The organism is Shewanella indica (assembly GCF_033842865.1).
Classification (GTDB): domain Bacteria; phylum Pseudomonadota; class Gammaproteobacteria; order Enterobacterales; family Shewanellaceae; genus Shewanella; species Shewanella indica.
Window position 1 is genome coordinate 1,054,567 of sequence record NZ_JAWXXR010000001.1, and the last position, 13,116, is coordinate 1,067,682.

A 13,116-nucleotide genomic window follows, 5' to 3' on the forward strand; every position below is an offset into this window, starting at 1 on the left:
GTGGGCGCATTTTAACCCGTGTTTGACACTGATCACAATAAACAAAAGGCCGCCCCGAGGGGCAGCCTGTTGTGTTAGAGGATCATTGTACGAATATCGGACAAGATCCCTGACAGAGTGACACTGAAGCGTGCCGCCATCGCCCCGTCGATCACCCGGTGATCATAAGACAGTGACAGTGGTAACATCAGCTTTGGCTCAAACTCTTTACCGTTCCACTTCGGCTTAATCTCAGACTTGGACACCCCGAGAATTGCCACATCAGGATAGTTGACGATAGGCGTAAACGCGGTACCGCCGATCCCCCCCAGGCTGGAGATAGTGAAACAGCTGCCTTGCATGTCGGCCGCCTTAAGCTTGCCGTCACGGGCCTTGATCGAAATTTCGGTCAGCTCGCGGCTGAGCTCGATAATCCCTTTCTGGTCCACATCACGCACCACAGGCACCACCAAACCGTTTGGCGTATCGACCGCCACTCCTATGTGGTAGTACTTCTTGCGGATCAGCGATTCACCATCCGGGCTCAGGCTGGAGTTAAATACCGGGAACTGCTGCAGCGTCTTGGCAACCGCCTTCATCATGAACACCAACGGAGTGATCTTCACATTCAGCTTCTGCTTGGCTGCCAGTTCGTTCTGCTGCTTACGGAAAGCTTCCATCTCTGTGATATCAGCCTCATCGAACTGAGTCACATGGGGAATGGTCACCCAGTTGCGGTGCAGGTTAGGGCCGGAGATCTTCTGGATCCGGGTCAGTGGCACTTGTTCCACTTCACCGAACTTACTGAAATCTACCTTAGGTGCATCAATAACCTGCAGACCACTGCCGCCGCCGACAGAAGTCGCCGCCGTGGCCTTGGGCCGTGACAGTTCATATTTCACATAGGCCTGCACATCCTCTTTGAGGATACGCCCCTTGCGACCTGTACCTTTCACCTGAGTCAGATCAACACCGAACTCACGGGCCAGGCGACGTACCGCCGGAGAAGCGTGTACCGCACCTGTGTTAGGCTGGGCACCGGCACTCGGATGATGCGGCACAGGTGGGCGACTCTGCGCTGCAGGCGCGGCCGCCGGAGCTGGGGCTGGAGCCGTCTGAACAGGGGCTTCTGCCGGTGCAGCAACTGCTGCGGGAGCGGCGCCTTGGGTCTCAACCGTGGCAATCACGCTACCCTGAGACACCTTGTCACCCACTTTAACGGTCAGAGAAACCAGCTTGCCGCCGAAGGGCGCCGGCACTTCCATGGTCGCCTTATCGGTTTCCAGCGTGATCAGCCCTTGATCGGCACTGATCTCATCACCTACCGCCACCAGCACTTCGATAACGTCCACATCAGCAGCATCACCGATATCGGGAACCGCAATCTCTTTCACTGCAACAGTGGCAGGCGCGGCAGCCTGAGCGGCCACCGGTTGTGCGGCTTCAGAAGCCGCTGCTTGTGGCGCTTGCGGTGCATCAGAAGCAGCAGCGCCAACTTCCAGCAGTAACACCAAAGAGCCCTGGGAAACCTTGTCGCCAACCTTCACTTTCAGTGACTTGACTGTACCCGCCTGAGGCGAAGGTACATCCATGGTCGCCTTATCGGTTTCCAGCGTGATCAACCCGGCATCGGCTTCGATAGCCTCACCTTCGCTCACCAGCACTTCGATAACATCGACATCTGCGGCATCGCCAATATCCGGCACTGTCACTTCAATGACCTGGCTGCCACCGGCTGCAGGTGCGGCCGGCGCCGCCTGTTCTGCAGCAGGAGCTGAAGCCGCTGCCGGAGCAGGCGCGGCTTCAGCCTTGGGCGCCTCTGCAACAGCTGCAGCTTCTGCGCCTTCGGCAGCCATCAAGGCTATCAAGGTGCCTTCAGACACGCTGTCGCCAACGGCCACTTTCAGCTCTTTGAGCACACCGGCGAAGGGCGCAGGAATATCCATGGTCGCCTTGTCGCTTTCAACGGTAATAATGGAGTCTTCAGCCGCCAGGCTGTCACCCACATTGGCACAGATCTCAATAACCTGTACCTCGTCCCCGCCAATATCGGGAACCAGTACTTGTTTCATATCAGCCATTCTGCTTCACCTCTTACGCGTGCTGTGGGTCGATCTTGTCGGCGTCGATGCCATATTCGGCAATGGTCTTGGCCAAAACATCTACCGGCAGCTCGTTGCGGTCCACCAGCGACTTGAGCGCAGCAACCACGATGAACTTGGCATCCACTTCGAAGTGGTGACGCAGGTTGGCGCGGCTGTCAGAGCGGCCGAAACCGTCGGTACCCAGCACCTTGTAGTCACAAGGCACATAAGCGCGCAGCTGCTCGCCATAGATCTTCATGTAATCGGTCGCCACAATCGCAGGCGCATCTTTTGCCAGCACTGTGCTTACATAAGGCACCTTGGCGGTTTCAGTTGGGTGCAGCATGTTCCAGCGCTCAACCGCCTGACCATCACGCGCCAGTTCGTTGAAGCTGGTAACGCTGAACACATCTGTGCTGATACCGAAGTCTTTCGCCAGCGCCTGTGCCGCCTTGCGTACTTGCTCGAGAATAGTGCCGCAACCCATCAGCTGGACTTTGCCTTTACCGGAACCGGCAACGCTTTCCAACTTGTAGATACCCTTGACAATGCCCTCTTCCACGCCTTGTGGCATTTCAGGCTGAACATAGTTCTCGTTCATTGTGGTCAGGTAGTAGAAGATATCTTCCTGATCTTCGCCATACATGCGGCGAATACCATCCTGAACGATAACGGCAATTTCATAACCATAGGTTGGGTCATAGCTGATGCAGTTAGGAATGGTGTTGGCCAGAATATGGCTGTGACCATCCTGGTGCTGCAAACCTTCGCCGTTCAGCGTAGTCCGGCCGGAAGTACCACCGACCAGGAAGCCACGGGCGCGCATGTCGCCAGCGGCCCAGGCCAGATCGCCGATCCGCTGGAAACCGAACATGGAGTAATAGATGTAGAAAGGGATCATCGGCGTATCATTGACCGAGTAGCTGGTCGCAGCCGATACCCAAGAGGACATGGCGCCCAGCTCGTTAATCCCTTCCTGCAGCACCTGACCGGACTTGTCCTCACGATAGTAAGCAACCTGATCCGCATCCTGAGGCACATATTTCTGCCCTTCATGAGCATAGATACCCACTTGACGGAACAGACCTTCCATACCAAAGGTACGGGCCTCATCCGGGATGATAGGTACTATCTTCTTGCCTATGCCCTTATCTTTCAGCAAGGCAGTCAATACCCGCACAAAGGCCATGGTAGAAGAGATCTCACGGCCGTTGGAGCCTTTGAGAACCGCATCAAAAATTTTCAGTGAAGGCACTTGCAGCTCTTCGCTGAACTTCTGCCGACGGGCAGGCAGATACCCCATCAGGGCCTCACGGCGTTCCTTGAGGTATTTAACCTCTTCGGAGTCCGGTCCCGGATGGTAGAAGGGGATTTCATCCAGCTTGTCATCAGGGATTGGGATGTTGAAGCGATCACGGAAGTGACGAATGGCTTCAATGTCCATCTTCTTGACGTTATGGGCAATGTTTTTGCCTTCACCGGCATCACCCAGACCATAACCTTTCACTGTCTTGGCCAGAATAACGGTTGGGCGCCCCTTGGTCTTCTTGGCTCTATCGAGCGCGGCGTAAATCTTCACCGGATCGTGACCACCACGGTTCAGGCGCCAGATGTCATCGTCTGACATGTTGGCTACCATCTCGGCGGTTTCAGGATACTTACCGAAGAAGTGTTCACGGGTCCAGGCACCGCCTTTGGCTTTACAGTTCTGGTATTCACCGTCAACAGTTTCGTTCATCAGTTGCAGCAGCTTACCGCTGGTGTCACTGGCCAGCAATGGATCCCAGTAACGGCCCCAGATAACCTTGACCACTTCCCAACCGGCGCCGCGGAATTCACCTTCCAGCTCCTGGATGATCTTGCCGTTACCGCGTACAGGGCCGTCGAGACGCTGCAGGTTACAGTTAACGATAAACACCAGGTTATCCAGCTCTTCACGAGCGGCCAGACCGATGGCACCCAGCGCTTCCGGCTCGTCACACTCGCCGTCGCCCAGGAAGCAATACACGGTTTGCTCGGAGCAATCCTTGATACCACGGTCAGTCAGGTACTTAAGGAAGCGCGCCTGATAAATGGCCTGGATAGGGCCCAGACCCATGGAAACCGTAGGGAACTGCCAGTAATCAGGCATCAGCTTGGGATGCGGATAGGAGGACAGGCCTTTGCCATCCACTTCCTGACGGAAGTTGGCCAGCTGTTCTTCACTCAGACGACCTTCGAGGAAAGAACGGGCATAGATGCCGGGGGCAATGTGGCCCTGGAAGTAAACCAGGTCGCCGCCGTCTTTCTCGTTGGGAGCACGGAAGAAGTGGTTAAAGCACACATCATAGATAGTGGCACTGGATGAGAAACTGGAAATATGACCACCAAGCTCCAGATCTTTCTTGGAACCACGCAGTACCATAGCCAACGCGTTCCAACGCACAATGGCGCGAATGCGACGTTCCATCTCCTGGTTGCCCGGCATATGAGGCTCTTGCCCGGCAGGAATGGTATTCAGGTAAGCAGTAGTGGCAGTGTAAGGCAGGTGAGTACCGTTACGGCGAGCCTTGTCGATCAGCTTTTCCAACAGGTAATGAGCACGTTCGGGACCTTCCTGCTCCAATACGGCTTGCAGGGATTCTACCCATTCCTGTGTCTCTAACGGATCCAAGTCTTGTAGCATATTTTCAGACATGACACTGTCCTTCTATACATTGTATTAATAGTGATTGCGACGTCCTAAGGTGGGCACTGGGCCGACCCTGGGCTACACGCCGCTCTTCAAACGGCGCAAGCTACGCTGCAACCGGCTATCTTCTTCCCGTACCGACAACATGACTTCCTCGATATAACTCAAGTGGTCATTGGACGCTTCACGCGCGGCTTCGGGATCGCGGCGAATAATAGCGGCCAGCAAAGCCCGCCTATGTTTATTCGCCATGGATGAAGCTTCTTCACGACGGCTCAGAAGCTCCAGGTTTTGCGCCACATTCTGATGCAGCACAGGAGTTAAACTCAGCACCAGGTGCAGCATAGCAACATTGTGTGATGCCTCGGCTACCGCCCGGTAAAAATGCACAATGGCGGCCGCTTGCGCTTCAATTCCCTCGGCGTCTTCCACTTCCTGGATCATTCGCTGGATATTCTGCATATCGGCGTCAGTTCCGCGCAGGGCAGCAAAATAAGCCATCATGCCTTCGGTGGCATGACGGAACTCCAGCAAGTCATATTGACTCTCCGGATCACCCTGCATAAGTTCGACTATGGGATCGGCAAGACTCTGCCACAACTGTTCTTTAACGTAGGTACCACCGCCTTGGCGGCGCAGCAATAATCCTTTTGCTTCCAGCTTTTGAATCGCTTCCCGCAATGAGGGACGGGAGACTTCAAATTGCAACGCCAACTCGCGTTCAGGAGGTAACTTCTGACCCGGCTGCAAGCTGCCTTCCAGGATCATCTGCTCCAACTGATTCATGATGACGTCAGAAATCTTTGGCTGACTGATTTTGCTATAAGCCATCTGGCCCTCAGCTCCTATTGTAAATTGGTCTTACCAATTTCTACGAGTGAGCGCACTTTATCAAATCACACTTTTAAAGTCCAGTTAGTGATCTGCATCAAGTCAACTCACGATGTGTGAGCATAGCCTATATTTTTCCCTCTGGGGTCAGACCAATTAACAAGCAGCTTCGGGCCCTGTTTGCGGCAAAGCCCTGGTTAAACCCAAGCCTGGTTATACCCAAGCCCCGCCGCAGCAAAACCGCAAGCACACTTATTCGGCACTAACTCACCAGACCAAAAATGGTCAACAGCGACAAAATAGTAAGCAGTAAAGTTGAGTTACGCTTACTCAAGGCCAGCAGTGCCAAGGTAGACTGTACCGACACAGGCACATCTTCATCATCCGGCAGAGTTTCAGCAGCCAGCGCCACTTGGGTCACTATATCCCTGGGCGTCGCCTCCCGTTTCAACGCCAACTGGCACCATAACGGAAAAGCATTGCTGAAATGACCGCAAAGCACATAACCAAAACCTATGATCCGTGCCGGCAACCAGTCGAGCCAATACAGCAGCTTATCTACCACAGGCCACTCTTTAGCCAAGCGTTGGCGCCTTTCATCAAAAAAACGCACGCTGCAATAAAACACCGCGCCTACCGGACCAAATAGGATAAAGAACAGCGCCACGGCGCCATAATAGCGGTAGTTGAGCCAGGCCACGCTCTGGCCTACCCTGGCGCCCAACTCGCGTTCGCTGACCGCATCCAGGCATTCACTGCAGTCCAGCTCTCCGGCGAAATGAAAACTGGCTTGCACATCACCGCGGCAAGCAGCCTGCACATATCGCTTAAATAAACGCCTTTGATATTGGTGGGAAAAACACACTACCGCCAGCGCCACCCACAGCAGCAGCGAAGGCAAGCCCCAAAACCATCCATCCACAACCCACAACGCCACCGCCACAGTCACAGCCGGTAGCAAGAGCGCCAGTATCATGCCAGTTGTGGTACTCAGCTGGCTGTCGGTAAACATCTGCCTTTGATACCAGCGCAGCCCACTGTCCAACTGCCAACGAGCCGGCAGCAGTTTCAAACGTTCAACAATAATCGCGATCAACAGGGAAAACAGTGCCATCTCTTCTTCTCCATGCTCTCTTTAGGCCTGTGGCCATCTCAAAGCGACACGCGTCACAGCGCCTGCAGATACCTTTGCCAATCAAACCCCGGGCCCGGGTCTGTCTTGCGCCCAGGGGCAATATCGCTGTGACCTACTATTCTCTCTTTGGTGATATCCGGGTAGGCCAACCGTAAACTTTGGCTCAGGGTAATAAGTTTATGATACTGCGCCTCGGTAAAGCCGGAATCGTCTGTGCCCTCCAACTCTATGCCGACGGCAAAGTCATTACAGCCGCTACGACCGGCAAAGTTAGATACCCCGGCATGCCAGGCGCGCTGGTCGACCGAAACATATTGGCGCAATTCACCATCACGGCGAATAAGAAAATGCGCCGACACTTCCAGCCCCTTAAGCTCGGCAAAGCTGGGATCGGCTTCAGTATCCAAGGTTCCCAAAAACAGCTGCTCTATATAAGGCAGACCAAAACAGCCGGCTGGCAGACTGATATTATGGATCACCAGAAGGCTCACCTCGCCATCGGGCCTGTGATTAAAGTGAGGTGAAGGGCTAGGCTCAGCCTCTTTATACCAGCCTTCAACCCATAGTTGCTGCGCCAAATGCTCACTCCCCTGACTCTGATAACCATACATACAGCAGCACCTTGACTGTAGTCACATTGGCTCAAAATAACTTTGAGCCCAGCCACAGCCAATTGAACCTCCAACACAATACCAGCAGCGCCCCTTATTATGCTAATCTAGCAGCATAAATTTCCTCTATAATCCCGAGTCAATCAAGGACGCGTATCATGCTCGAAAATGATATCAGGGTCAGTGTCAAAGCCGCACTGGACGAAGATCTTGGCCACCAGAAGGCCTCCGAGGGCGATATCACAGCCCTGTTGATCCCGGCAGACAAATATGCCGAAGCTACCCTTATTACCCGCGAAGAAGGTGTTTTCTGTGGTAAAGCCTGGGCTGAACAGGTATTTAACCAGCTCGGAGGCGAAGTGGCCCTGCACTGGCATGTGGATGATGGCGATCTTGTGCTGCCCAATCAGCTGCTGTGTGAACTCTCCGGCCCGGCGCGCCTGCTGCTCACCGGCGAGCGCACCATGATGAACTTTATTCAAACCCTCTCAGGCGTAGCCAGCCTGACCAAGATTTACTGCGACAAACTGGCGGGCACTCAATGCCGTTTGCTCGATACCCGCAAGACCCTTCCCGGCCTGCGGACGGCGCAGAAATATGCCGTCACCTGCGGCGGCGGCAAAAACCACCGCATAGGTTTGTTCGACGCCTTTCTGATCAAAGAGAACCATATTATGGCCTGCGGCGGTATCGCCAAGGCGATTGCGGCCGCACGTGCACTGCGCCCAGACAAACCCGTGGAAGTCGAAGTAGAAACCCTGCAGGAGCTGGCGCAAGCGCTGGAGGGCGGCGCCGATATTGTTATGTTGGACAACTTCGATGTCACCATGATGCTGCAGGCAGTAGAGCTCAATAATGGCTTTAAGGCCAAGGGACTGGGTGCCAAACTGGAAGTTTCCGGCGATGTCACTCTGGAAACCATAACTGCCTTCGCCCAAACCGGTGTCGACTTTATCTCGGTCGGCGCCCTGACCAAGCATGTGCGGGCCATGGATCTCTCCATGCGCCTCAAAGGCTGAGATCTTGGCAGGCATACCCCTAACGCCAGGGGTATGCCAATTTCAGCCCAAACCTCACCCCAGCAGGCGTTAACCGCCAAGCCCCGCCGTTAACCGCACAATACTCATCCGCTTGCCATTGCAGCTTGCAGCATCTGCGCCTTATTCTCAGTCAAGCTCTCGCCACTCCACTGAAAACCGCCGCCCCAAGCCCGCCGCCCCAAGACGGCCCCTGCCCTGACTCTGCCCAAGCTCAGCCCCTAACTCAGCCCCTGAATCTGCCCCTGACTCAGCCCCTGGCCCGTCAGATGACGTTATCCTAGGGTAATATTCGTCCTCAGGCAGGCACGGTTTGTGTACCTCACTCGGCACCAGTATAAAACTCATGCATAAAGCCCATGCATAAAGCCCGTGCACAAAGCCCATGCATAAAGCCCATGCACAAAGCCCATGCATAAAGTCCATGCACAAAACCTGTGCATGAAACCCCACATAGGTAAAACCAGCTATAAAAAACCACCCATCCCCCCAAAAAATCTGCCCCAAAATCCGCCCCCAAACAGCCCAACAAAATAAAACAAACCATTAACAACCTCATTTACCACCAAAGGGGAGCCAAGCATTTTTTTGACAACGCCACATCCCTGACACAAACAGGGTAAAGCGTCAAAATATTGTTACCGGCAAAACTTGGTGGTGGGTAACAATTTTTATTTTTTCCGCTATTTCAGGTGGTTTTTTCACTATTGCAGATTCCCTTTTTAGTAACTTTATACTAACTTTTAGGGCAGGCGAGATGGCCGCGTCGGCCAACCTCACCGACAAGGTAACCACCCAAACTGCTATTTTATGACACACAATAAAGTTACAAATGTAAAAATTGTGATTTGAGTAAATGCTCAGTTCCTTGAGGTGCGGTTTGCCGGAACGACATACGATAAACTTAAATGATTTTGCTGAACTGATTGAGTCTGGATCCAGATAGGCTTTGGGGTCACCCCCACTAAGCTGGCAAGCCGGGAAAACCGCCTGAATATTTACAGGCATCACAGGAATACGAGTAACAGGGAATCAAGTTACCGATTCACTCAAGACGGCAACAATGGAGAAAGCAAATGAAAGGTATCAAACTCAACAAGCGTGCTCAGGGCTTTACCCTGATCGAATTGATGATCGTTGTCGCGATCATAGGTATTCTGGCGGCCATCGCACTGCCTGCGTATCAGACTTACACAAAGAAAGCTAAGTTTTCTGAAGTGATTCAAGCTGCCAGTGCATTTAAAACATCAATAGAGGTCTGTGTCCAGACTAACGGCTATACTGCGGCTTTAGCTGCTGGCGATAAGTGCATGAAACTCGGAGAAGATGGCATTCCTACTGCTTCTGCTGCAACTAATGCCACATATGTCAACAGTGTGACCTGGGATGGCAAGGACCTTACAATTACCCCTCCAGCAACAGCACCTTTTGCAGCCACTGATACTTATTCATTGGCAGCGACAATTACAGCCAATAGCCAAGTTACTTGGGTTGCAACATGTGGGAACAAGGAACTCTGCTAATATAATTGTTTTTGAGTTTTCGGTCTTGGCTATTCACACTAATTAGCGACTATATATGCCTACCACCGGCCTCCATTTAGGATTATCGACCCTATTTATCCGTAAGGGGCTGCTCAATGAGAGCAGCCTGACGGAGGCCATCAAGCAGTCGCAAAACAGCAAGCAAGCCCTGGTCACCACCCTGGTGACCAGTAAGCTTTTATCCGCCCGCAGCATAGCCGAACTCTGTTATGAGGAGTACGGCACCCCGCTGCTGGATCTCAATGAGTTTGACCTAAGCAGTATTCCGGATGAGTTTCTCAACAAGAAGCTGATCGACAAACACAGATGCCTGCCGCTGTTCAAGCGCGGCAACCGCCTCTATATTGCCACCTCGGATCCCACCAATATCGCCGCCCTGGAAGACTTTCAGTTCAGCGCCGGCCTGCATGCCGAAGCGATACTGGTCGAAGAGGACAAGTTAGCCAAAGCGCTGGAAAAGGTACTGGAAGAGGACTTAAGCTCGCTGGATCTCGATGGCCTGGATGAAGAGTCCCTCGCCGGCATCGAAGTCACAGATACCGACAAGCGCCAACATGAAGATAATGAAGGCAAGGACGATGCCCCCATCGTCATCTATATCAATAAAATTCTCACCGATGCCATCCGTAAGGGCGCGTCGGATCTGCATTTTGAACCCTACGAGAAGCGCTACCGCATCCGTTTTCGTATCGATGGCATACTCCATGAGGTGTCCGAGCCGCCGATTTCACTTTCCGGACGGATATCGGCTCGCTTAAAGGTAATGTCCAAGCTGGATATCGCCGAGCGCCGGGTGCCCCAGGATGGCCGCATCAAGATGCGGCTGTCGCGCAACAAGAGCATAGATTTTCGGGTCAGCACCCTGCCCACCCTCTGGGGCGAAAAGATAGTGATGCGGATCCTCGACTCCTCTTCGGCGCAGTTGGGCATAGAAAAGCTCGGCTATGAGGAAGACCAGAAACAAGCCTATATGGAGATGCTGGCAAGACCCCAGGGGATGATCCTGGTTACCGGCCCCACGGGGTCAGGGAAAACCGTGTCCCTCTATACCGGCCTCAATATTCTCAATACCGAGGAGCGCAATATCAGCACCGCCGAAGATCCGGTGGAGATTAACCTCGAAGGGGTTAACCAGGTGCATATCAACCCCAAGGCCGGGTTAACCTTCGCCTCGGCGCTGCGATCCTTCCTGCGTCAGGATCCGGACGTGGTGATGGTAGGGGAAATTCGCGATCTGGAAACCGCCGAAATCGCCATCAAGGCGGCACAAACCGGCCACTTGGTGCTCTCGACCCTGCACACCAACTCATCGGCCGAAACCCTCACCCGTTTGCTCAATATGGGCGTACCCGGCTACAACATTGCCAGCTCAGTCAATCTGATTATTGCCCAGCGCCTGGCCCGCCGTCTCTGCCCCGAGTGCCGACAAGCGGAAGAGATCCCCGAACATGAACTGCTGCAGCTGGGATTCAGCCAGCAACAGATAGATAGCGGTTTTACCGTTTATAAGCCCTGCGGCTGTGAGCACTGCTCCGGCGGTTACAAGGGCCGGGTCGGTATCTATGAGGTGATGAAGATGTCCGATGAAATTGCCAGAACCATTATGGAAGGTGGTAATTCACTGCAGATTGCCGCTACCGCCAAGCAGCAGGGAATGAGGGATTTGCGCCTGTCTGGCCTGCTTAAAGTCATTCAGGGCGTCACCAGCATTGCCGAGGTCAACCGGGTAACCAGTTACTGATGCCTGCCAAGCCAGACAGCGACTGTGATATCCAAAGCCGGCGTGCCAAAGCGTGAGTGCCATAGCATAAGCGCCACAACATGAGTGCTTAACGCCATTCGCTGCAGGCAGGCCAGGGTTAACCCGACTAAAATAATATGCAGGCACGGCAAACCGTTTATTCCAAGGAACTATTATGGCCACAGCAACGGCAACAGCTAAAAATAATAAAGCCAAAACCAAAGGTGCCAAGGCTCAAGCCAAGATCTACACCTTCACCTGGAAAGGTCTTAACCGCGATGGCAAGCAAAGCTCCGGCGAATTGCGCGGCGCCAGCATTGCCGAAATCAAAAGCTTACTGAAAAACCAGGGGATTAATCCCAAACTGGTACGTAAAAAGTCTGCCTCTCTCTTTGGCGGTGATAAAAAAATCAAGCCGATGGATATCGCGGTGATCACCCGCCAGATAGCCACCATGCTGGCCGCAGGTGTGCCCTTGGTGACCTCCATCGAGTTGATTGCCCGCGGCCATGAGAAAAACAAGGTGCGTATTTTGCTGGGCACTGTGCTGGCCGATGTTCAGGCAGGTATTCCCCTTTCCGACGCACTGCGCCCCCACAGGGCTTATTTCGATGATCTCTATGTCGACCTGGTGGCCGCCGGGGAACATTCCGGCTCTCTGGATGCGGTATTTGACCGTATCGCGACCTACAGAGAGAAAGCCGAGGCGCTCAAATCCAAGATTAAAAAAGCCATGTTCTATCCCGCGGCGGTAGTTGTAGTTGCCATAGCAGTTACTGTGCTGCTATTGCTGTTTGTGGTACCTCAGTTCGAAAGTATCTTTGCCAGCTTTGGCGCTGAACTGCCCGCCTTTACCCAACTGATAGTTAATATAAGCCGTTGGCTGCAAAGTACCTGGTATCTGTTTCTCGCGGCGATTGTTATCGGGGTTTGGCTGTTTGTCCGCGCCCATCGCAACTCGGAAAAGTTTCGTAACCGTATCGATGAAATGGTGCTTAAAATTCCCCTGATTGGCGAAATCCTCCATAAGGCTGCCATGGCCCGTTTCGCCCGCACCCTGGCCACTACCTTTGCCGCCGGGGTACCGCTGATTGATGGCCTGGAGTCTGCCGCCGGCGCCTCCGGTAACTATGTCTACCGCAAGGCCCTGCTGAATGTACGCACCGAAGTGATGGCCGGTATGCAGATGAACGTGGCCATGCGTACCACCAAGCTGTTTCCCGATATGCTGATCCAGATGGTGATGATAGGTGAGGAATCCGGTTCACTGGATAATATGCTCAACAAGATAGCCAATATTTATGAGATGCAGGTAGATGACGCCGTAGACGGGCTTTCCAGCCTGATTGAACCCATTATGATGGTGGTCATAGGTACTCTGGTAGGTGGTCTTATTGTAGGTATGTACCTGCCTATCTTCCAAATGGGTAACGTGGTAGGTTAAACCTCAGTATCAAAGCCGGTGCAATAATAACAAGCAGCA

At 53.5% G+C, this 13,116-nt stretch carries 9 protein-coding genes; 4 read left to right on the top strand and 5 right to left on the bottom strand.

The annotated features are described in order from the left end of the window. Window positions 1–74 precede the first annotated feature (74 nt). The 5 genes from aceF to ampD all read right to left on the bottom strand — a co-directional run bounded on the left by aceF (window position 75) and on the right by ampD (window position 7,311). The gene (gene aceF, locus SIL79_RS04820) at window positions 75–2,060 is read right to left on the bottom strand and encodes a dihydrolipoyllysine-residue acetyltransferase (protein WP_251766783.1); all 1,986 of its coding nucleotides are present in this window, start codon (window positions 2,058–2,060) and stop codon (window positions 75–77) included. Between the two features lie 13 nt (window positions 2,061–2,073). Beyond that, the gene (gene aceE / locus SIL79_RS04825; RefSeq protein ID WP_101055960.1) at window positions 2,074–4,740 is read right to left on the bottom strand and encodes a pyruvate dehydrogenase (acetyl-transferring), homodimeric type; all 2,667 of its coding nucleotides are present in this window, start codon (window positions 4,738–4,740) and stop codon (window positions 2,074–2,076) included. 72 nt (window positions 4,741–4,812) lie between these two features. Next, window positions 4,813–5,565 (bottom strand): pyruvate dehydrogenase complex transcriptional repressor PdhR, encoded by a 753-nt coding sequence (pdhR, locus tag SIL79_RS04830; RefSeq protein WP_039033589.1) that lies wholly within the window; start codon window positions 5,563–5,565, stop codon window positions 4,813–4,815. 262 nt (window positions 5,566–5,827) lie between these two features. Next, window positions 5,828–6,679 (bottom strand): beta-lactamase regulator AmpE, encoded by an 852-nt coding sequence (gene ampE, locus SIL79_RS04835; protein WP_319619029.1) that lies wholly within the window; start codon window positions 6,677–6,679, stop codon window positions 5,828–5,830. A gap of 53 nt (window positions 6,680–6,732) precedes the next feature. Beyond that, window positions 6,733–7,311 (bottom strand): 1,6-anhydro-N-acetylmuramyl-L-alanine amidase AmpD, encoded by a 579-nt coding sequence (gene ampD / locus SIL79_RS04840; RefSeq protein ID WP_052247998.1) that lies wholly within the window; start codon window positions 7,309–7,311, stop codon window positions 6,733–6,735. A 158-nt stretch (window positions 7,312–7,469) separates the two neighbouring features. On the opposite strand from ampD, the gene nadC reads away from it, so the two are divergent. From nadC to SIL79_RS04860, 4 genes are all read left to right on the top strand, one after another. Beyond that, a complete protein-coding gene (nadC, locus tag SIL79_RS04845; RefSeq protein WP_039033591.1) occupies window positions 7,470–8,330 on the top strand; it encodes a carboxylating nicotinate-nucleotide diphosphorylase in 861 nt (286 codons plus the stop codon). A gap of 1,094 nt (window positions 8,331–9,424) precedes the next feature. Further along, window positions 9,425–9,871, top strand: a complete 447-nt coding sequence (locus tag SIL79_RS04850) for a pilin (RefSeq protein WP_162206466.1) — start codon at window positions 9,425–9,427, stop codon at window positions 9,869–9,871. A 55-nt stretch (window positions 9,872–9,926) separates the two neighbouring features. Further along, entirely contained in the window at window positions 9,927–11,633 is a 1,707-nt protein-coding gene (gene pilB, locus SIL79_RS04855) for a type IV-A pilus assembly ATPase PilB (protein WP_162206465.1), read from the top strand. Window positions 11,634–11,808: 175 nt separating this feature from the next. Continuing rightward, entirely contained in the window at window positions 11,809–13,077 is a 1,269-nt protein-coding gene (locus SIL79_RS04860; protein WP_101055955.1) for a type II secretion system F family protein, read from the top strand. Window positions 13,078–13,116 lie beyond the last annotated feature (39 nt).

Bases quoted from the DNA above. Each gene is read 5' to 3' on its own strand.
- ampD (WP_052247998.1), bottom strand. From the start codon at position 7,311: ATGTATGGTTATCAGAGTCAGGGGAGTGAGCATTTGGCGCAGCAACTA.
- aceE (WP_101055960.1), bottom strand. From the start codon at position 4,740: ATGTCTGAAAATATGCTACAAGACTTGGATCCGTTAGAGACACAGGAA.
- ampE (WP_319619029.1), bottom strand. From the start codon at position 6,679: ATGGCACTGTTTTCCCTGTTGATCGCGATTATTGTTGAACGTTTGAAA.
- nadC (WP_039033591.1), top strand. From the start codon at position 7,470: ATGCTCGAAAATGATATCAGGGTCAGTGTCAAAGCCGCACTGGACGAA.
- SIL79_RS04850 (WP_162206466.1), top strand. From the start codon at position 9,425: ATGAAAGGTATCAAACTCAACAAGCGTGCTCAGGGCTTTACCCTGATC.
- pilB (WP_162206465.1), top strand. From the start codon at position 9,927: ATGCCTACCACCGGCCTCCATTTAGGATTATCGACCCTATTTATCCGT.
- SIL79_RS04860 (WP_101055955.1), top strand. From the start codon at position 11,809: ATGGCCACAGCAACGGCAACAGCTAAAAATAATAAAGCCAAAACCAAA.
- pdhR (WP_039033589.1), bottom strand. From the start codon at position 5,565: ATGGCTTATAGCAAAATCAGTCAGCCAAAGATTTCTGACGTCATCATG.
- aceF (WP_251766783.1), bottom strand. From the start codon at position 2,060: ATGGCTGATATGAAACAAGTACTGGTTCCCGATATTGGCGGGGACGAG.